The 19,567-nt window shown below is 43.0% G+C and carries 18 protein-coding genes; 9 read left to right on the forward strand and 9 right to left on the reverse strand.

Translation table 11 applies throughout. The annotated features are described in order from the left end of the window. Positions 1 to 26 precede the first annotated feature (26 nt). Together mnmD and RB622_RS21470 are read right to left on the reverse strand one after the other, a co-directional pair. Positions 27 to 683 carry a tRNA (5-methylaminomethyl-2-thiouridine)(34)-methyltransferase MnmD gene (mnmD, locus tag RB622_RS21465; RefSeq protein WP_308048723.1) on the reverse strand — a complete coding sequence of 219 codons (657 nt, stop codon included), beginning with the start codon at positions 681 to 683 and terminating at the stop codon, positions 27 to 29. 37 nt (positions 684 to 720) lie between these two features. Further along, the gene (locus tag RB622_RS21470; RefSeq protein WP_308048725.1) at positions 721 to 1,989 is read right to left on the reverse strand and encodes an aspartyl protease family protein; all 1,269 of its coding nucleotides are present in this window, start codon (positions 1,987 to 1,989) and stop codon (positions 721 to 723) included. Between the two features lie 281 nt (positions 1,990 to 2,270). Between RB622_RS21470 and tpiA the strand changes: the two genes are divergently transcribed. Further along, positions 2,271 to 3,032, forward strand: a complete 762-nt coding sequence (gene tpiA / locus RB622_RS21475) for a triose-phosphate isomerase (RefSeq protein ID WP_308048726.1) — start codon at positions 2,271 to 2,273, stop codon at positions 3,030 to 3,032. 61 nt (positions 3,033 to 3,093) lie between these two features. Here tpiA and RB622_RS21480 read toward each other — a convergent pair whose 3' ends face one another. The 3 genes from RB622_RS21480 to RB622_RS21490 form a co-directional block, all read right to left on the reverse strand. Beyond that, a complete protein-coding gene (locus RB622_RS21480; protein ID WP_308048727.1) occupies positions 3,094 to 4,329 on the reverse strand; it encodes an OmpA family protein in 1,236 nt (411 codons plus the stop codon). Between the two features lie 90 nt (positions 4,330 to 4,419). Next, positions 4,420 to 5,175 carry a DUF5672 family protein gene (locus tag RB622_RS21485; protein WP_308048728.1) on the reverse strand — a complete coding sequence of 252 codons (756 nt, stop codon included), beginning with the start codon at positions 5,173 to 5,175 and terminating at the stop codon, positions 4,420 to 4,422. 16 nt (positions 5,176 to 5,191) lie between these two features. Further along, entirely contained in the window at positions 5,192 to 6,169 is a 978-nt protein-coding gene (locus RB622_RS21490; RefSeq protein WP_308048729.1) for a glycosyltransferase family 2 protein, read from the reverse strand. A gap of 272 nt (positions 6,170 to 6,441) precedes the next feature. Here RB622_RS21490 and RB622_RS21495 point away from each other — a divergent pair, with 272 nt between their 5' ends. The 8 genes from RB622_RS21495 (at position 6,442) to RB622_RS21530 (ending at position 15,090) form a co-directional block, all read left to right on the forward strand. Then, complete coding sequence (locus RB622_RS21495) at positions 6,442 to 6,990, forward strand: hypothetical protein (protein ID WP_308048730.1); 549 nt, start codon at positions 6,442 to 6,444, stop codon at positions 6,988 to 6,990. 83 nt (positions 6,991 to 7,073) lie between these two features. After that, positions 7,074 to 7,874 (forward strand): nicotinamidase, encoded by an 801-nt coding sequence (locus RB622_RS21500; protein WP_308048731.1) that lies wholly within the window; start codon positions 7,074 to 7,076, stop codon positions 7,872 to 7,874. Next, positions 7,871 to 8,527, forward strand: a complete 657-nt coding sequence (locus RB622_RS21505; RefSeq protein WP_308048732.1) for a phosphatase PAP2 family protein — start codon at positions 7,871 to 7,873, stop codon at positions 8,525 to 8,527. The genes RB622_RS21500 and RB622_RS21505 overlap by 4 nt, the downstream gene beginning before the upstream one ends. Before the next feature lie 43 nt (positions 8,528 to 8,570). Then, a complete protein-coding gene (locus RB622_RS21510; RefSeq protein ID WP_308048733.1) occupies positions 8,571 to 10,133 on the forward strand; it encodes a glycosyltransferase family 39 protein in 1,563 nt (520 codons plus the stop codon). A gap of 129 nt (positions 10,134 to 10,262) precedes the next feature. Beyond that, positions 10,263 to 13,115, forward strand: a complete 2,853-nt coding sequence (gene uvrA, locus RB622_RS21515; protein WP_308048734.1) for an excinuclease ABC subunit UvrA — start codon at positions 10,263 to 10,265, stop codon at positions 13,113 to 13,115. A 105-nt stretch (positions 13,116 to 13,220) separates the two neighbouring features. Beyond that, entirely contained in the window at positions 13,221 to 13,649 is a 429-nt protein-coding gene (locus RB622_RS21520) for an antitoxin Xre/MbcA/ParS toxin-binding domain-containing protein (RefSeq protein ID WP_308048735.1), read from the forward strand. 6 nt (positions 13,650 to 13,655) lie between these two features. Further along, complete coding sequence (locus RB622_RS21525) at positions 13,656 to 14,126, forward strand: RES family NAD+ phosphorylase (protein WP_308048736.1); 471 nt, start codon at positions 13,656 to 13,658, stop codon at positions 14,124 to 14,126. 127 nt (positions 14,127 to 14,253) lie between these two features. Next, on the forward strand, positions 14,254 to 15,090 hold the full coding sequence (locus tag RB622_RS21530; RefSeq protein WP_308048738.1) for a fumarylacetoacetate hydrolase family protein: 837 nt from the start codon (positions 14,254 to 14,256) through the stop codon (positions 15,088 to 15,090). A gap of 87 nt (positions 15,091 to 15,177) precedes the next feature. Here RB622_RS21530 and RB622_RS21535 read toward each other — a convergent pair whose 3' ends face one another. The 4 genes from RB622_RS21535 to era form a co-directional block, all read right to left on the reverse strand. Continuing rightward, positions 15,178 to 15,585, reverse strand: coding sequence for a hypothetical protein (locus RB622_RS21535; protein WP_308048739.1), 408 nt, complete (start codon positions 15,583 to 15,585; stop codon positions 15,178 to 15,180). A gap of 379 nt (positions 15,586 to 15,964) precedes the next feature. After that, entirely contained in the window at positions 15,965 to 17,056 is a 1,092-nt protein-coding gene (locus RB622_RS21540; RefSeq protein ID WP_308048740.1) for an acyltransferase, read from the reverse strand. Between the two features lie 108 nt (positions 17,057 to 17,164). After that, entirely contained in the window at positions 17,165 to 18,475 is a 1,311-nt protein-coding gene (gene der, locus RB622_RS21545; RefSeq protein ID WP_308048741.1) for a ribosome biogenesis GTPase Der, read from the reverse strand. A 112-nt stretch (positions 18,476 to 18,587) separates the two neighbouring features. Continuing rightward, positions 18,588 to 19,511 (reverse strand): GTPase Era, encoded by a 924-nt coding sequence (gene era / locus RB622_RS21550; protein ID WP_308048743.1) that lies wholly within the window; start codon positions 19,509 to 19,511, stop codon positions 18,588 to 18,590. Positions 19,512 to 19,567: the final 56 nt, after the last annotated feature.

Here is a 19,567-nt window from a genome sequence, read left to right on the forward strand (position 1 = left end):
AAATGCAAAACCGGCCGGAATTATCGCTAGATTTTTACTGCCCGAAGCACGTGCCATTTTTTCCCCGGCCCTTTGTGTTTTTCCACTGAAAATCCCACGGCAGCCAGCGCTCTTTTTACAATTCCTTTGGATGAATATGTTACTAATACGCCGCCAGGCCTCGTTTGGGCCGCTATTTTGGAAAGTATTTCTTCTGTCCAAAGTTCAGGCTGTGCTTTGGGATCAAAGGCATCGTAGTAAATTACATCGAAAAGCTCGTCCGCAGCAAATTCCTGTAAGGTCAGGTGTTCTTTTCTGAACCGGAAATATTCTGACATCTGGTGCGTCACGCCCCATTCAGCCTCATGCAGTTGCATCAATCCGCTTTCGGAAGTCACCGTTTCATAGTTCAGTTTCGAAGCCTCTTCCAATGCAACGGGAAAGGCTTCCACACCGGTATAATAAATCTGCTTGCTGTAATGTTTGGCAGCCTGCCAGGTAAGAAAGGCATTTAATCCCGTCCCAAAACCCATTTCAAAGACATGTAAAGGTTCCTGCGAAGTTTCAAGAAAAGGAATTAATCCAAGATTCATATAAATGTGTCTGGACTCTTTAAGCGCGCCAGACACAGAATGATAATGCTGATTGTATTGAGAATTGAATAAGGAATGTGATCCGTCCTCGGTCAATTTTAAACGTTCCAAAATAAAGCCATTGATTAAGTTGTGGCTTTAAAAATACTCAAATCATTCTTCGCAGCGTAATCCTGGTAAAGAAAATATTACCATTCCGCTTCACAAGCAAGTCTATATTCCTGCCATCGCCGCGCTGCATGAGCTTATAAATCTCGCTTACATTCAACTCAGCCGCTGCGTGATCATCAATAAACAAGAGCTGATCTCCCTCCAGCAGTCCTGCAAGTGAGGCTGGTGATTTTTCCTGCACATGATTGATAAAATAGGAATGCAAATCGCTGCCCTCGGCACGGATTTCCATACCACTCATATCATGTTCAAATTTCTCCCTCAAGCGGCTCCTGACCGGCTTCAAAACCATATAGCCCTCGTGATAATTCATCGTGACTTTGAATCTCCTCAGCAGCTCGCAACCAATATTTCCCTGACGCTCGACATTGGCGCCCATCTTGGCACTGAACCCGGCACTGTCAGGGAAAGAGGCAACAATGTTATCAAGCTCAAAACGCCCCAGCTTCATTTTGTCCACACGGGCCAGATTCCCATTGATAACGCCATTCAATCCTCTGCCCAGCTGCGCCCGGATCACTTTTTCAGGCAGACGATACGTTTCTTTCGGTGTGTTATTCAGCAGCAAAGCGTGACCGGCACCCGTATCGATCAGTACACGGATCGGTTTTTCCCTGCCGTCGGCAAACAACGTTACGGCATCGGTAAACGGTTTCGTGTCTTCGATAATGATTGGATGTTTGTCGCCTTTGCTTGGCTTGTATTTATAATTTCCGTTTTGTGTCAGCAATAGCTCTCTTCTGGAAAAGTCGATTGTAACAACGAAATTGTTGAATATATCATAACCAAAAATCCCGTGAACGGGCACACCAACATATTCCGACAAACGCAGAAAATCCTGTTCTATCACGACAATATTTTGATGATTCGCTCTGAGACGCCCCATTGCAAACCGGTTATCAATAGCGACATGTGCTGCGATCGATTTTCCCTCGCCCGCACCTGAAAGATTGATCTTGCGGGTCAGCCTTAACTTATCGGGCCGTAAAATATTCGGATCGGTAATAATGATGGAACTTACACCCGTATCCAGAATGAAGCGTAATGAATCGACGTCATTGATACGCGCGTAAACTAAAATGAGATTGGAGTGAAGTTCAAAAGGAATACGTGCTGTCTTATGGTTTTTGTCCAAAAAATAGCCATATTTTTCGTCCGCATTGTCAGTGCCATCCACGGATGCCGCTCTAGCGGCTTCAGAAATAAAAAGTGTGCTGATTAACAATAACCAGATAAAAGTTTTCATCGTGGCCTCCTTTCTTTTTAACCTTGATATCTATTTTATTTTCATAAATTAAACGGTCTCATTACGAATGATTTACGCCCTTTATGTGGGCACAAGTATTCATTTTACCAAAATCGGTCTCTTATGTAAAAATAGCTTATTATTCTATAATAAACACAAAAAAATCTTCGTATTTCATCATTGTGCTGAATATATTTTTAAGAGAGAATAGAATACCGGAAATGAGGAAATAATGGTAAGTTTGTAGCGCAAAATGAAGATTTAACACAATAAAATTAATTATGCGAAAAAAAATAGTTGCCGGTAATTGGAAGATGAATAAGCTTGCAGATGAAGCAGTTGCTTTGGCATCTGAGCTTGTTAATATAGCAAATGATGAAGTAAAAGGAGACGTAAAAGTGATTCTTTGTCCTCCTGCCATCTATCTGACGACTCTTAAAAAATATATCGAGACTGCACCGAACTTTGCAATCGCTGCTCAGAACTGTTCAGATAAAGCATCGGGAGCGTTCACAGGTGAGATTTCAGCAGCTATGCTTCAATCCATCGGTGTTGGATATGTATTGATCGGACACAGCGAACGTCGTCAGTATTTCGCTGAATCGAATGAATTACTTGCTGCAAAGGTTAACATTGCCCTTGAAAACGGTGTTTCGCCGATTTTCTGCTGTGGAGAATCTTTGGAACAAAGACAAAATGAAGATTATATCGGATTTGTAAAAAATCAGATCACGGAAAGTCTTTTCCACCTTTCTGCTGAGCAGTTGCTTTCTGTGGTTATCGCCTACGAACCAATCTGGGCGATCGGCACAGGCCTGACTGCCAGTGCAGAACAGGCTCAGGACATGCACGCAGCATTGCGTGCACACATCGCAGCTAAGTACGGAAGCGAAGTGGCTGAGGAAATTTCGATCCTTTACGGAGGAAGCGTTACAGCGGCCAGCGCCGATGAACTTTTTGCATCTCCTGATATCGATGGAGGCCTTGTAGGAGGTGCTTCGTTGAAATCCCGCGAGTTTATCAACATTATCAAAGCGAGATAATCAAAACGAAAAAGGGTTATCTGTTACGGATAACCCTTTTTTCCATTCTTTACCCGCAGTTTTATATCTGGGTAATTACAAATTCCACCCGTCGGTTTTTCTTCCTTTCTGCCTCCGATCCATTTTTCGCAAGCGGTTTTGTAGCCCCAAATCCTTTTGCCTCTATACGCTGCGCATCGATTCCTTTGTTGATTAAATAGGTTTTAACGGACCTGGCCCTGTTTTCAGATAATTCCAGGTTTTTGTCAAAATCACCCACGTTATCCGTGTGTCCTTCCACCCTGATCCGGATATCCGGGTTTTCCTTCATCATTTCCGCCAGCCTGTCAAGCTCGGCAAAAGATTCAGTCAGGAGGGTAAATTTCGATGTTTCAAAATAGATATTCGGCAACGAAATCGTTTCTCCGACAGCCAATGGCGTCAGGTAAATATCTTTCGTGAAGGATCCTTTTGCGGATGAATCGGCAGGAGCCAGACTAAAATTAGTCCCATAATATCCCTTCGCCAAAATACGAAATTCATAAGTCGACTTGGGATCAATACCGATCCGGTAATTTCCGGAAGAAGATTTGAACTGCAGAGAATCGCCCTTTTCTACATACGTGATCTGGGCAGGAATCTGGCTTTTTGTTTTAGCATCGTAAACAGTCCCTTTGATCATGGCAAATTCCTCCTCCACGACCACCGGAGACGGCTTTTCTTCGGTTTTCTCAGCCGGTTTGACTTCTGCTACGGACGGTTTGGGCTTTTCTTTCTGGGGAATGGTCTTCGCTACTGCTTTGGAATTTTTCTTCAAAGGGTTTTTAACCTTAACTCCGTAGAAGTTCCAGGTCGTTTCCGTTTTACTTTTTGGACGTCCTTCATAAAAATCAAAAACCTCAATACCTGGTGAAAGTCTTTCAAAATAAGCGACGAAATTAACCGTATCTCCAGCGTTAACTTCCTTTCTCATTTCTGTGGGGATGTCCTTTGCCTTGATCAGCTTAAATTTTGTGTTAATATCTCCCGGCTTATACAAGCGTGTTTCAGGATCCAGCCCAATTGTAGATGATGTCATTCCCGGTCTCTGTCCAGGCATTCTTCTAAAAAACGGATCCAGTTGTCTGTTTCCTGGCATTTCCACTTCAACAAACTGCATGTAAATGATCGTATACTGATCCGTCAGCTCAACGCGCTTGATTTTTACATAATCCGCCGATTGTTCCTCCACGGCCGGGTTTTCAGTTATTTGCCCGAAAGTAGCAGTAAGTGAAAGCACAATCGCGCAAATAAAGGTCAAAAGCGATTTATAAGTCATGGTTATTCATTGTTAATTTTTACGAATTAACTTCAAAAACACCGGAGCACAGGGGATAGTTTGTTAAAAATTGTTAAACCGCTTTCTCCGCTATTTAAAAGGGATAAAAGAAGCCCAGAAACCGGGGTCATAACGCTCCCAGGCATGACAGGCAAAAGGCAGTTTCCTGCCTGTGATCTCAAACGTAGCGGCCGGACTTTTCTCAAAAGAGAACTGTAACGCCTCCTGCCAGGTCGGCAGTTTCAGAAACAATTTCATTGGAATCAGCCTCGTTGCCTCCTGAGAAAACAACATATCCTCATTTCCCAGCCAGGCCGGATAAAATAAATTGTAAATTTTCAGATAACGCAGAAAAGCCGGGATCCGGCGAAGTGATAACCCTCCGTTCAGCACAAATCGGTTGCTGGAAAGTGCGTTGGCAAAAGTGTCTCTGGACGCTGCGGGCAACTTATCATATTCTTCCCGGTGCAGAGAGGGAGCACCTATGTAGTCAAATCCTTTGCGACACCATTCCGTAAGTTCATCACGGAAAACGTAGGCATCCAGCTGATAGATCAGGATATATTCATAATCTGAAAAAGATTTATAAAATCCTTCCCAGACCATCAAACGGTTGTACGCATCGATTCCGTTAAAATAAGCGTCGTCAAAAGAAATAAACTCGATGGAAGGAAATTCCTCTCTCAATTCAGGAAAATCAAGGCTATCAGGCTTGACTATTTTCACCGGATAGCTGGATAAAACCTTCATGCATTGCCGTAAAGACAATTTTTCCGGCTCGGTCAATACCAACTTATAAACGGGAATAACGACAGCAACTGAAAGATCCTGATGCGCTGATTTCACTGGTTCGTGCGATTAATTACTCAAACAGATCACCAAAGACCGGTAACCACCAGTCTTTACTGCTAAAACTATATTTTCCGTTGATCATATCCGTCACCACGGGAACAAACCGTCTCACCCGGTTCTTGGGAAGATTTGCCCTTTTACTGAAATGGTTCTTCGCCGCACGCAATTTCCGTAGCTTATCTTTTGGATAAAGCGGAACCTGCAACAGCAACAAATAAAGTTCCTCAAGCTTATCGGCCTTCTCCTGTAATGGAATCAGTTTTTCATCCCTGTCCCTTGAAAACCGGTCCCTGAATCGTACATATTCAACCTTCGCTCCGAAACCAACCTGCTGACTCGCGTGAATCCGGTATGAAACAAGCGGCTCATTGATAAATTCGATCTTTTCCTGAAGGCTTAAAATCATGGCGATATAAGCATCATGAATAAAATCAGGAATATGTGTTGGAAAAGGCATCAACGCCGGCAAAGCAGATTTCCTGATGGCAAGCGTAGCGCCCGTCACGACAAATCCTTTAAACAGAATTTCATGGGATTCCCCATGCATCCATTTATTCTGGGCCGCTTCATTAAACTCAATCTCCTCCCAGATCGTATGGCCGGTCGGTTTTGAGTCGTCATCCATAATCATGGCGTCAGAGAAAACGGCATCGATTTCCGGATGCGCCTCAAAATAGGCGATTTGCTTTTTGACTTTATCTTCCCGCCAGGCATCATCCTGATCAGAAAAAAAGATTATATCTCCACGACAAAGTGAAAGGCACTTTTCAAAATTCTTGGTAGAGCCCAGGTTCTTTTCATTCTGATGAATGAAAACCGGGAAAGGTAATTTTTCAGAAAACGATCTTAAAACCTGAATGGTGTCATCCGTTGACCCATCGTCACACACAACCAGTTCATCAACAGGGACTATCTGATTGGCAATGCTCTCCAACTGCTCCGGCAAAAATATTGCCCCGTTGTAAGTGCACATGGCCACTGAAATCATATTGTGTATCGAAAATTTGAATTACAAAAACGACGCAAGTTACGAGCCTATTACATTTTTTCCATACTTTTAAACTTGTAACTTATTAAAATGATCTCTTTTCTTCCTCTGTATCAGCGAGAACAAATTTTAGTTTATTTTCTGAAATTCAACGTACTATCTTTAAAACCTCATAAAAAATATCGCCACCTATAAACTAGTTTGATTATACTTGTCAAAAACCGACTACGTATTCCCCCTTTAAAAATTTGAGCCATTAACAGTAAATTCCAATGCCGATAGAAGATCAATTGAAAAAGGCAATCATCCAAATGCCGCAGAAAGAAAAGGATAAGTTGTTAATCCGTCTTATCACAAAGGACACTACACTCACTGACAAACTCTATTTTGAACTGATTGAAGAATCATCAACCATTACAGAAAGACGGGAATCGATTATGGCCCGGGTCCTCAGATTATCCAAACATACGCAGGATACGCCTGGGTGGATTATGATGGACCTGAGAAGTTTGAGCGGTGACATTGCTTATCATGTAAAAGTAACCAAAGACAAGCTGGGCGGACTGGAATTAAATATTTTTCTGCTTAATACCTTTTTGAACCAATATGCAGACAAGCTTCGCGTATATTCTTCACGATCAGATAAATGTGCCTTATACATCGCTAAAAAGGCCCTTACGATCATGAACGCACTGAATAAGCTTCAAGATGATTACCGGGTGGATTACAAAAAGGACACAAACCAGATGCTGGCACTGGTGCATCAGCTGTGTTCCAAAATGTACGCCAGGCAGTTCAATGTCCCTGAAGAATGGGAATAAACCCGGTTTTTAAATGTTAATCCTGAGATAACAGACTAGTCCCTTTTTTTATATTTCTTGTCACCCGAAAAGCAATTTGTCCAATGAACGGCAAAACAACAGCATTACTAATCATTGATACGCAGTTTGATTTCTGCAATCCGAAAGGCACATTGTATGTTCCTGGTGCAGAAAATGATGTTGAAAGAATAGCACAGCTTATTGCCAATTATGGAGGGCATATCAATCAGATTTTTGTAACGCTTGACACACACCGGGTACTGGATATTGCACACCCTTTATTCTGGGAAGATCCTAACGGAAATACAGTCGCTCCTTTTACTTTAATTACGTCACAGGCAGTAAAAGCCGGAAAATGGACTCCCCGTTATGAGAAGGAATATGTTTTATCCTATCTGGAAAAACTGGAAAATGAAGGTGAATTTAAACATTTCATCTGGCCGGAACATTGCCTGGTTGGCTCACGTGGCGCGGCACTGGACGACACCATCCTGGATGCCATACTTGCCTGGACGCATCGTACCGGTACGGACTATAAAGCAATCATAAAAGGCACAAACCCATTCACTGAGCATTTTGGAATATTCCGCGCACAGGTTCCCATTCCTGGGGATGAAGAAACTGAGCTGGATCAGAATCTGATTTCCGAGCTGGAAGCATTTGACGAGATCATCATTGTCGGTGAGGCGCGGTCACATTGTGTGGCTACCAGTATCAAACAAATCCTGGTTTATGCTCCCGCCCTGATTCCCAAAGTTAAGGTACTGACAGACTGTATGTCTGATGTAACGGGATGGGGGCATCTGGCCGATCCGATTTTCAGTGAAGCGCAGGAAAAAGGTATTGTATTCAAAACATCCAAAGATATATTCACAACCTCATGAAATTCTTTTGTCTGCGTCACAGGTCCTACTTTCTGCCTTTTTTTGTTATATGGGCAATACTTGGCTTTCTTCAGATCCTGTTTTCCCAGAATTTTCTGATCCTGTTCGTCAACAAACACTGGACATCTCTGGCAGACATTTTTTTCAGGAATTTCACCTACGTTGGTGATGGCGCTTTCATTTTAGTTTCCGGGTTAATAGCTACCCTTTTTTCTTACCGGTTGGCCGTAAAAATATTCCTTAGCTATGCGGTTTCGGGCATTTTTGTTCAATTTTTGAAGTCAATGATTTTTACTGAAATCTATCGGCCACCCAAGATTCTTGCTGAAATACTGCCACTCCTGCATCAGGTCGATGGTGTTAAACTGCATCATTTCAACAGTTTTCCTTCGGGTCATACCACTTCTGCCTTTGCACTTTTTACCGTTCTCGCGCTGGAATGCAAGTCTTCCGCGCTGAAACCTTTGTTGCTGATCCCGCCGTTATTGGTTGCTTATTCGCGCATGTATCTTTTGGCCCATTTCCTTGGCGATGTGTATGTGGCGGCTTTTGTAGGCATTCCGATATCCGTGCTCATTTATTTTTACATGAATCAATATTGGGAAACACAGTCCAATCCACGGCTTAATGGCGGACTCACGAAGTTGTTTTAGTATAAGTTTTCATACCAACATCACGGCATCAACACACTGATTAATGCTTTTAACTGAAACAGGTCGAAAAATCTTTCTTGGTGTATTCGTATTCTTCGGCTTTCTGTGGGGTATTGGCAATGCGCCGTTGTTTGACGAAGACGAAGGCTTTTTTGCAGAAGGAACCCGGGAAATGGCAGTACGCGGAGATTTCATTTCCACATTTGTAAACCAGGAACAGCGGTTCGACAAACCTCCCCTGACCAACTGGCTTCAATATGGTAGTGCACAGTTATTCGGTTGGAACGAGTTTGCCATGCGCCTCCCCTCCTGCCTGGCTTCCGTCGCCTGGATGTTATTGATTTATCTTTTCACTCATAAGAAACTCGGCGAAAAAGCGGCTTTTTTTGCAACACTGATGGCCACCTCGTCCTTGCAGATTACCATCGTGGGTAAGGCAGCGCTCGCCGACGGGCTCCTGAATATGGCATTAACCGGCGCCATGTTTTCATTGTTTGAAATCATCCATCACTACAATCGAAAATACATCTGGGCCTTTTATGTTTTTACCGGAATTGGTTTTCTTGCCAAAGGACCCATTGCCGTATTAATTCCGGGAGCCGTTTTTATGATTTATCTGGTCAAATGGAAGTCTTGGAAAGCCATTCTTCGTTTGTTCAGCCCCGTTGGAATTTTGCTTTTTATACTGATTGCAGCGCCCTGGTATATGCTGGAATACCAGCAGAGCGGGGAGGCCTTCATCAGCGGTTTTTTTCTCAATCATAACGTCAACCGTTTTCAAACCGCTTTCGAAGGACATTATGGCGGAATACTATATTTTGTACCCGTTCTTTTGTTGGGACTGCTTCCTTTTACGGCTGTTGTTCTCAAATCTTTTAGCAAAATCGGCTATATCTGGTCGAAAAAATGGCTTTCTTTTCTGTTGATCTGGTTTCTGTTTGTCTTTGTTCTCTTTTCCCTTTCCGGTACGAAACTTCATCATTACATTATTTACGGTTATTCGCCTTTGTGTGTGCTGGGAGGCTGGTATGCGTCCGGCAATAACCGTTTGCCTATTGTCTGGCCTGCTTTTATTTTGCTGACCATATTGACCATCATTCCTTTTCTAATCCCGCAGATCATACCAAAAATAGACGACGCCTATACGCTGGATGTCCTGCAAGGTGTTTCTGCTGAGTTTGATCTCTATTACACTGCTTATATGGCGATAATGCTCGTTATCCTGGTGATAACCTGGGTAAAAAAAGACTGGGACAATCAATGGCGCATGGGGATTACGGGGTTTGTCATTTTAATTACGATCAATGTTTTATGGATGCCGCGGTTGGGCGCCTTGCTTCAGGAGCCCGTAAAAGAAGCCGCGCTGACCGCTAAAAAACTTGGGCATAAAAATGTGCTAGTATTCAATCACTATAATCCCAGTTTTCATTTTTATTCCGGCCTGTACGCCGAAGAACGCGAACCCCTTGCCGGTGAAATTGTTTTTGCAAGAAAACACCGTTTGAAAGATTTTCCGGTAGAGAAAGTGTTTTACGAAAAGTATGGAATTATCCTGGCAAGAATCGGGAAAACACAGAATGATATTGAGAGTATCAGAAAGCCATAATTAATTGTCACAATTTTTCGCCATCCGGTAATCCGCGCTAGGAAAGGCAAACTAATTCAACGATTTTTGGGTTAATCTTAAGATCGGGGTATTCAAAAACCCGCGCTAATCGACCTGATTTTCTACCATATGATGCAATTACCTGTGACCCGGATTGATGCTTCTCAATTTGACGAATTAGATCCGAGAAAATATATTCTGATTAAAGGTGCACGTGTCAATAACCTGAAAAGCGTTGACGTGGCCATTCCAAGAAATAAGCTGGTTGTTATTACCGGACTTTCAGGTTCCGGAAAATCTTCTCTTGCTTTTGACACGCTGTTCGCGGAAGGCCAGCGGATGTATGTCGAAAGTCTGAGCAGTTATGCGCGCCAGTTTTTAGGTCGTATGGAAAAACCTGAGGTGGAATACATCAAGGGAATTTCTCCGGCTATCGCTATCGAGCAAAAAGTAAATACGAGAAATCCCCGTTCCACGGTCGGTACTTCAACCGAGATTTATGATTATCTCAAACTTCTTTTCGCGCGGATCGGCCACACGTATTCCCCGGTTTCGGGAGATTTGGTACGAAAAGATTCCGTTACGGATGTGGTAAATTATATGCTGGATCAGGAAGAAGGCACCCGGGTTCTGATCGTGACACCGCTGCTCGTGCGCGATGGCAGATCCATGGCTGACGAACTGACCATACTGCTCTCAAAGGGTTATAACCGGATCATGATAAACGATGAGACGGCTTATATCGAGGAAGTACTTGAAAAACCAGAGGCATTTCCCCTTGAAGGAAAAGATATTTTTATACTGATTGACCGCGCTTCTGTCCGCAAGGATGATGAGGATACCCAATATCGCCTTTCTGATTCTGTTCAAACGGCCTTTTTTGAAGGTGAAGGTGCGTGTTACGTGCAGGTTGTCGGTGGAGAGCAAAGGGTATTTTCTGACAAGTTTGAACTCGACGGAATCGTTTTTGAAGAACCAACCGTCAATCTTTTCAGCTTCAACAATCCTTTCGGGGCTTGTCAACGTTGTGAAGGTTTTGGTAAGGTTTTAGGCATAGACCCCGAACTGGTTATTCCGGATAAAAATCTTTCTGTTTACGACGGCGCCATTGCGCCCTGGCGTACGGAAAAAATGAGCGAATGGCTCGTGCCACTTGTTCGCAACGGGATCAAATTTGATTTCCCGATTCACAGACCTTACAAGGATTTAACGCCTCAGCAAAAAGAATTACTCTGGACTGGTAATGAGTACTTTCAGGGGATCAATGATTTTGTCGCCGAGCTTGAATCACAAACGCATAAAATTCAGTACCGTGTTATGCTTTCGCGTTTCCGCGGACGCACGACCTGTCCGGATTGCCGCGGCTCCAGACTGAGAAAAGATGCTTCTTATGTAAAGGTAGGCGGCGCTTCCATTACCGATCTTGTGCTGATGCCGATTAAGGATGTGATTACTTTCTTCAATTCGATGGATATCAGTGAACACGACAGAGGCATTGCCAGACGTATTTTAACTGAAATTGAAACCCGGCTGGATTATATGAACCGTGTCGGTCTGGGCTATCTGACTTTAAATCGTCTGACAAATTCACTTTCCGGCGGGGAATTCCAACGGATCAAGCTGGCCACTTCGCTTGGCAGCGCGCTGGTGGGCTCCATGTATATTCTGGATGAACCTAGTATTGGTTTGCATCCAAGAGATACGCAAAGACTGGTGGGCGTACTCGAATCGCTCCGTGATTTGGGCAATACCGTCATCGTGGTGGAACATGAAGAAGAAGTTATGCACGCCGCGGATCAGATCATCGATATTGGCCCAGAGGCTGGTACAGGCGGTGGAAATCTTGTTTTTCAAGGAAATTGGGAAGAAATTAGGGAACTGAAAGCCAACGGGAAAGTGCGCGGCATGCAATCGCATACGCTTGATTTCCTCCTGGGCGAAGATGCTATCCCGGTTCCTTCGGTTCGGCGAAAAACCTTGCATTTCCTTGAAATTAAGGGTGCACGTGAGAATAACCTGAAAGATCTGGACGTAAAAATTCCGCTGAATAACCTCACCGTTGTAACCGGGGTGAGTGGTTCAGGAAAATCGACTTTGATCCGGAAAATTTTATACCCGGCTCTGATGCGTCTCAAAGGCGAATTCAGTGAGGAAGTTGGGAAATTCAATGAGCTAAGCGGAAGTCTTGACCGCATTGACGCGATTGAAATGATTGACCAGAATCCCATTGGAAAATCATCCCGCTCCAATCCTGTAACCTATATCAAAGCTTACGACCATATCCGTCAGATGATGTCTGATCTGCCATTATCGAAAGCGCGTGGTTATAAACCTTCTCATTTTTCATTCAATGTCGATGGGGGGCGCTGCGAAATTTGTCAGGGCGAGGGACAGGTGAAGGTGGAAATGCAGTTCATGGCGGATATCTACCTGACCTGTGAAGGTTGTAACGGAAAACGTTTCAAGCAGGAAATTCAGGAAGTACAATATGAAGGAAAAAATGTTTCGGATATTCTGGATCTGACGGTCGATGAAGCGATTGCTTTTTTCAAAAAATCAGAACCAAAACTGGCCGATAAATTAATGCCTTTGCAGGAAGTTGGCCTGGGTTATGTTGGTCTGGGTCAATCGTCCAATACACTTTCCGGCGGAGAGGCGCAGCGTGTAAAGTTAGCCTCGTTCCTTGGTAAAGGCTCTTCGCATAAAGGTAAAACCTTGTTCATTTTCGATGAACCTACTACTGGTCTTCATTTTCATGATATCAAAAAATTATTGAAGGCTATTAACGCGCTGGTCGACCAGGGTGACAGTGTGATCATCATTGAGCACAATATGGAAGTCATCAAGTGTGCCGACTGGGTTTTAGACCTGGGGCCGGAAGGTGGTGAAGGCGGGGGTTATCTCACTTTTGCCGGAACTCCCGAAGAAATGACTAAACTCGAAGGAAACTATACCGCTGATTTCCTGAAAGATAAGGTCTGAAATCAGCACCTGGAAAAAATTTAGTTGAAGTTGGAATAAAAATTGGAATTGCGAAATAAGTCACATAGATTTATGACACAATTCCATTTTTTTATTGATAGGAATATGTCAGAAACTAAGATGTTTAACGATAGAGCAGCGCCTTATGGAGCAGCGCCGGCCTCTGATTTCGCAGTGATTAGAGCTTCACGTGAAGGTGTTGACCGATCTTTGGTTGATACTGTGTCTAACATGGTAAAACTCACCGATAACGAAATGGCTTATCTTTTGGGCATGACACCCAGAAACCTTCACCGCATACCTAACGACAAACGCCTGGGAACAGATGCTTCTGAAAGATTACTCCTGCTGAAAAATGTCCTGATCCATGCTTTGGATATTTTTGAAGGCAGAGACACTGTGGTGCGCAACTGGCTGAGAACACCTCTCAGCGAGCTGAACGATCAAAGTCCGTTACAAATGATGGATACGATAACCGGGTTTTCATTGGTGGACGATGTGTTGGGCAGGTTAGATTACGGTTTACCCGCCTGACAACTTATGCCGATAGTCTACCGCATTATCCGGGAAAAATTTCTTGATCAATCTTTGTCAGCCGAAGGCAGCCGATTGTTTGGTGCGCGCTGGAACCCAAAGGGGGTGGGAATTCTCTACACCACTACAACGCCTGAACTGGGCCTCGTGGAAACATTAGCCCATGCACCCGGCGTCCGCTATGAAGATTTACCTGTCTATTGGCTTTCAACAATAGAAATTCCGGACAATATCCGGTTTTATGCCAGAGAAGAGATGCCTCCGTTTTGGCAGGATAAAAATTATGAAAGAACGCAATACTGGCTGAACAGCTGGCTAAAAAAACCCGATGTTCTTGCCATTGCGCTGCCATCGGTTATCGTGCCATTTTCGCATAATATGCTTTTACACCCCAAACATCATTTGTATCAACAGATCCGGTTGGCCGGCCAGGAAAAAATTCCGATTGACCGACGTCTCTGGCGCATAAATGAGTAAAAATAATTTTCAGGATTCATTTTAAATTTTGGCGAAGTGATAGCCCGAAGACTTTAAAAATAGTACTTATCTTAAAGTAAAGGCATCACTTTTAAGGCTTATTGGTAGAATAACAAACATCGAAACCATGAAATTATATAAAACCGAACACGGTATAATTCTTGAAAAGGAAGATCTCTTTTATCGCTTACCAGAAACGAACTGGGATATTGTTGTAAATCGTGATGATCTGCATGGCTGGCTGACGCTTCAGTCCGAAACGTTGATTTCTTTAACCTTCACGGACGAACTCCCGATGCCGGAAGTGCTGGCACCTATCGGGACCCAGGAAGTATGGGCCTCTGGCGTAACCTACACGCGTAGCAGGGAGGCGAGAATGGAAGAATCAGAAAAGGCAGGTGGCGGCAGTTTCTACGACCGCGTTTACGATGCTGAGCGACCTGAGCTTTTCTTCAAATCTACTGCATGGCGCGTTGTTGGCAACCATGGGACGGTACGAATCAGAAAAGACTCGACCTGGGACGTTCCTGAACCGGAGTTAACCTTGTTCGCTTCATCATCCGGGACACTGGTTGGCTATACGATTGGCAATGACATGAGCTCAAGAAGTATCGAAGGGGAAAATCCTCTGTATCTTCCGCAGGCAAAATCTTACACCGGCAGTGCTGCGTTGGGGCCTTGTCTGTATATTCCGGAAGAACCTTTATCGTCGGATACAATTATCGACCTTTCGATCGTCCGGGGAAGTGAAGAAGTTTTTAACGGAGAAATCACGCTGTCACAGATGAAACGTAAGGCTGATGAATTACTTCGTTTTCTATTCCGTGAATTGTCTTTCCCCGTTGGCTGCTACCTGATGACCGGTACCGGTATCATCCCTCCATCTGATTTTACACTTCACGTTGGCGATGTGGTGCACATCACCATTGAACCGATCGGAACGCTGACCAACACCGTTGGTTGATATAAATCACAAAAAAGCAGGTATGACCCGAAAATCATACCTGCTGGCCTTAATACACAATTTTATATAACGACCTGAAAACAACTTTTACGATTTAGCCAGGGATGGAGATCCGATGAAGGCATAAATCACTTCTTTAATCAAACCGGCCAGTTTAGTCGCGATAGAGTTATTTCTTTCACAGTTTTCTTCACGCTCGAAAAGCAATGCCGGCGCCTCTTCCAGTATTCTGTCATTAAGCGTCACCATACTGCTCATTTTCGTAGCCAGATCCTTCGTATAAGAAATGGCCGACTCCCCTGTCAATTGGACCACAACGGATTTGTTGATCACTGTTTTGGCAGGCGTGTGTTTATTTACATGCTCCTTTACCGAACGGAATTCTTTCCCAGCCTGAAGCTTTTTGTGTGCAACAAACATATTGTGGGAATATCCGGTTGCGCCTGCCTGAAGGCTAAAAAGAACAAGTACGATAAATAATTTTAAAGTTTTCATGGCTCTGTTATTTCAGTCGTTTACAAAAAAAGTGTTTTAAATCTTTGTAACTCATTGACAGTACAAATATATATGTTTTATAAGGTACATTGCAATACATAGTACCTTGTTTTTAACATTTTTTTTTATTTTTTTTTCAAACATGCCTACTTTTCTCAATGAACGGTCTGTCAGACGGTTGAGAGATGGAAAATTAGTAAGAAAGGTTGCATGGGTAAATAAAAAAATGCCGAACCGCAGGAATTAATATACCAACTGCACAAAAAAGAGGATCAAGATAAAACGTCGTTTCCTAGAAAACACAAAATATCGGCCCAGGGCACGTCACCCCTGAACCGATATTTATGTCATTTTTATGTGGTTCCCGGGAGGATTTCAACTATTCCGAAACCTGAGCCATTCTAACGTCATTGTTATGGAAATACGCTTTCAATTTTAAAAAGTAGGATTCAAAAAAATAATAACTCAGCGAGGCTACGGAATAGGTGAAAACCAAACTTCCGAGCAGATTCACCATCCAGTATCTCGTAATAAAAAAGATCTCGAATAGTTTAAAACAAAAAGGATGAAAAACGTACAGTCCATAACTTACTTTCCCGGTATAAATAAACGGCGTTTGGGATAGCAGTTTTTTCAGCCAGTTGTTTTCCGATAAACAAATTACAAAACCGATCAGACTGCAATAGGACAGAGAGGTTTGTAAAAAAACGATTGAATTGGCAATGGACGGGTCAAGAAACCGGTTCAGCACCCACACCATGTTGATGGGTATCAGTATCAAAAGAAAATAAATGGCCTTGCTGCCTTTCAGAAACCCATTGTATTCCAGAACCGCCAGTATAGCTCCGATCGCAAGATCGTCCATTCTGGTGAATGTAAAATGGTGAACAAGCGGATAATAGTTGCTCAGGTAGATTCGCAGTACAAAAGCAATGATAATAATCGCCGAAATCCAGAGGATAACCGCTCTTTCGTGGAGGTAATAAATCAAAAACGGCCACACGAGGTAGAAGTGTTCTTCAACGGCTAAGGACCAGAATTGCCCGGGACCGTCTGACTTCCAGCCAAATGTGGTTGAAAAATCCTGAAGATATATCCAGTAATAAATCTGAAGACCAAATTCAGGAATAGCGCCTCCAAAAAATAATGGCGTCAGGTAATAGATAATCAAAAACAGATAATAAAGGGGAAAGATCCGGAGCGATCTTCTGACAAAAAAGTTGTAGAAATAATTTTTACTTTCTCGGGTCGATAATAAAATCCGGGTTATTAAAAATCCTGACAAAACAAAAAAAAGGGTCACCCCCGTTTCGCCCATCAACGCTATTCTTTTTAATAAAAGCAGCGTCTTACTTGTTGTGTTCAGATCAGAAAAAAAATGGAAAAACATTACCATTAAAATAGCAATTGCCCTAACCCCATCCAATTCTTTGTAATAGCTTAGTTTAATTTTTTTGTCCCCTAAAACCATTAATGTTTAAAGATTAACGTAAACAATTTAAATGAAGAGTGGGTTGACAAAATTCTTACTATTTTTCAAGCCGCAGCATGCAGTGGCATAGCTGCGGCTTGAAAATAATTATTTCTCTCTGAAGAAAATCGTGATCGGTACACCTGCGAAATCAAAGTTTTCACGCATTCTGTTTTCCAGGTAGCGCAGATACGGATCTTTCACATGTTTTGGGTTACTACTGAAGAACACAAAAGTCGGTGAAGGTGTCGGCAGCTGAATCATATACTTGATATTGATATACTTACCGCGGTGTGCCGGTGGCGGATATTTTTCAATCTCAGCCTGCATCACATCATTCAGTTTTGACGTGCTGATTTTCTTCGTTTTATTTTTATAAACCTGCATCGCCATTTCCATCACCTGGTGAATACGCTGTTTTTCAACAACGGAAGCAAAGATGATCGGCATGTAGTTCATCGGTGCAAGTTTTTCCAATAGCTGCTTTTTAAATGTGTCAGCTGTTTTGGAATCTTTTTCGATAAGATCCCACTTGTTCACCATGATCACGATACCTTTTTTCGCTCTGTCAGCCTGACCGATGATGGTGATATCCTGTCCTTCCAAACCTAATGTTGCATCCAAAAGAATGATACAAACATCGGATTCTTCCATGGCCTTGATCGACCGGAGTGTAGAATAATATTCGATATCTTCATTCACACGGGATTTGCGGCGCAAACCAGCCGTATCCGTTAGAATGAACTCCATCCCGAAAGCGTTGTAATGCGTGTGAATCGCGTCACGTGTCGTTCCGGCAATGTCCGTTACAATACTGCGGTCAGTTCCTGTTAAAACGTTCAGGAAAGACGATTTTCCAACATTCGGACGGCCCATGATGGCGATACGCGGAATACCTGCTTCCGGATCTTCAATACCAGGCGTTTCAAAATGTTTGATTACCTCATCCAGCAAATCACCGGTTCCAAAACCTGTTTGCGCAGAAATAGGATAAATCTGATCCCCCATTCCAAGTTCATAAAACTCAGCTGCCGACTGGTAACGATCCGTTGTTTCAGCCTTATTGGCAACCAGATAAACCGGTTTGTTGAAACGGCGTAATACGTTTGCAAAATCTTTATCAAGATCGGTAAGTCCGGTCATGGTATCCACCATAAACAAAACCACGGTTGATTCCTCGATTGCAAGTTCAACCTGATCCCGGATTGCTCCTTCAAAAATATCTTCCGATCCCACAACATATCCTCCCGTATCAATTACGGTAAAATACTGGTCCGTCCATTCACCATAACCATAGTGACGATCGCGTGTAACACCGCTCTGGTTATCCATGATGGCCTTACGGCTCTCGATCAGACGGTTAAAAAGTGTAGATTTACCCACGTTCGGGCGCCCTACTATTGATATAACATTTGCCATTTTTATTTTTCTAATCCCTGGCCTCAAGTTTTGACCAGAAACCCATTTTATTTTTTATCTGAATAATAGAACCCCGATTGTCAGGATCTGAATGACGGATGGTGCAAAGTCCTTACTCTTCATATCCAAACTGACGAAGCTTATTCTCCTTGCTTCTCCAATCCGGTTCTACTTTTACGTGTTGTTCAAGGAAAACTTTTTTGCCAAAAAATTCTTCCATGTCCTTGCGTGCCTCGCTGCCTATTTTTTTCAGCATCACGCCTTTTTCCCCAATGATAATCCCTTTTTGGCTTTTACGCTCAACAAGAATCTCGGCCCGGATCACAATCATATCGTCGCGTTCCTTAAATTCTGAAATAACCACCTCGCTGCTGTATGGAATTTCCTGGCGGTAGTTCAGAAATATTTTTTCGCGAACGATTTCCGAAGCAAAGAAACGTTCAGGTTTATCGGTTAGTTCATCTTCATCGAAGTATGGTGGATGAAATGGTAACCGGGTAATAACCGAATCAAACAAAGTTTGCACGTTAGCATTCAACAGCGCAGAAATCGGAATAATTGCAGCAGGCTGAATTTCTTTTTCCCACTCTTCTGTTTTACGCTTTAATTCTTCCTCGTTTGATAAGTCAATTTTATTCAACACCAAAATAATCGGTGCCGTTGTTCTCTGAAGCAAAGGTATCACTTCATGATCTGCTGCTTTTTCGCCAACTTCGGTAACAAACAATACAACGTCAGCATCTTCCAGCGATCCTTTTACAAAGGTCATCATGGAATCGTGCAATTTATACGCTGGTTTTACAACCCCCGGCGTATCGGAATAAACAAGCTGGAAAGGTATTCCTTCATGTTTTCCATTCAGGATCCCCATAATACGGTGACGTGTTGTTTGTGCCTTGGACGTGATGATCGACATCTTCTCCCCCACCAGCACATTCATCAAAGTGGATTTACCTACATTAGGTTTACCTATAATGCTCACAAATCCGGCACGAAAGTCGCGGAGAGCAATTGGATTTTCTATATTTTCGTTCATAAGATTTTTATTGTATTTCGTTGATTCAGAAGTATTCTTAATTCTTACAACAACGA

It is taken from the genome of Dyadobacter sp. LHD-138, from assembly GCF_030929615.1.
Classification (GTDB): Bacteria; Bacteroidota; Bacteroidia; order Cytophagales; family Spirosomataceae; genus Dyadobacter.

What these genes read in the sequence shown, in the direction of transcription:
- RB622_RS21470 (WP_308048725.1), bottom strand. Translation starts at nt 1,989, where the DNA reads ATGAAAACTTTTATCTGGTTATTGTTAATCAGCACACTTTTTATTTCT.
- tpiA (WP_308048726.1), top strand. Translation starts at nt 2,271, where the DNA reads ATGCGAAAAAAAATAGTTGCCGGTAATTGGAAGATGAATAAGCTTGCA.
- RB622_RS21480 (WP_308048727.1), bottom strand. Translation starts at nt 4,329, where the DNA reads ATGACTTATAAATCGCTTTTGACCTTTATTTGCGCGATTGTGCTTTCA.
- RB622_RS21490 (WP_308048729.1), bottom strand. Translation starts at nt 6,169, where the DNA reads ATGATTTCAGTGGCCATGTGCACTTACAACGGGGCAATATTTTTGCCG.
- RB622_RS21495 (WP_308048730.1), top strand. Translation starts at nt 6,442, where the DNA reads ATGCCGATAGAAGATCAATTGAAAAAGGCAATCATCCAAATGCCGCAG.
- RB622_RS21500 (WP_308048731.1), top strand. Translation starts at nt 7,074, where the DNA reads ATGAACGGCAAAACAACAGCATTACTAATCATTGATACGCAGTTTGAT.
- RB622_RS21505 (WP_308048732.1), top strand. Translation starts at nt 7,871, where the DNA reads ATGAAATTCTTTTGTCTGCGTCACAGGTCCTACTTTCTGCCTTTTTTT.
- RB622_RS21510 (WP_308048733.1), top strand. Translation starts at nt 8,571, where the DNA reads ATGCTTTTAACTGAAACAGGTCGAAAAATCTTTCTTGGTGTATTCGTA.
- uvrA (WP_308048734.1), top strand. Translation starts at nt 10,263, where the DNA reads ATGATGCAATTACCTGTGACCCGGATTGATGCTTCTCAATTTGACGAA.
- RB622_RS21520 (WP_308048735.1), top strand. Translation starts at nt 13,221, where the DNA reads ATGTCAGAAACTAAGATGTTTAACGATAGAGCAGCGCCTTATGGAGCA.
- RB622_RS21525 (WP_308048736.1), top strand. Translation starts at nt 13,656, where the DNA reads ATGCCGATAGTCTACCGCATTATCCGGGAAAAATTTCTTGATCAATCT.
- RB622_RS21530 (WP_308048738.1), top strand. Translation starts at nt 14,254, where the DNA reads ATGAAATTATATAAAACCGAACACGGTATAATTCTTGAAAAGGAAGAT.
- RB622_RS21535 (WP_308048739.1), bottom strand. Translation starts at nt 15,585, where the DNA reads ATGAAAACTTTAAAATTATTTATCGTACTTGTTCTTTTTAGCCTTCAG.
- RB622_RS21540 (WP_308048740.1), bottom strand. Translation starts at nt 17,056, where the DNA reads ATGGTTTTAGGGGACAAAAAAATTAAACTAAGCTATTACAAAGAATTG.
- der (WP_308048741.1), bottom strand. Translation starts at nt 18,475, where the DNA reads ATGGCAAATGTTATATCAATAGTAGGGCGCCCGAACGTGGGTAAATCT.
- era (WP_308048743.1), bottom strand. Translation starts at nt 19,511, where the DNA reads ATGAACGAAAATATAGAAAATCCAATTGCTCTCCGCGACTTTCGTGCC.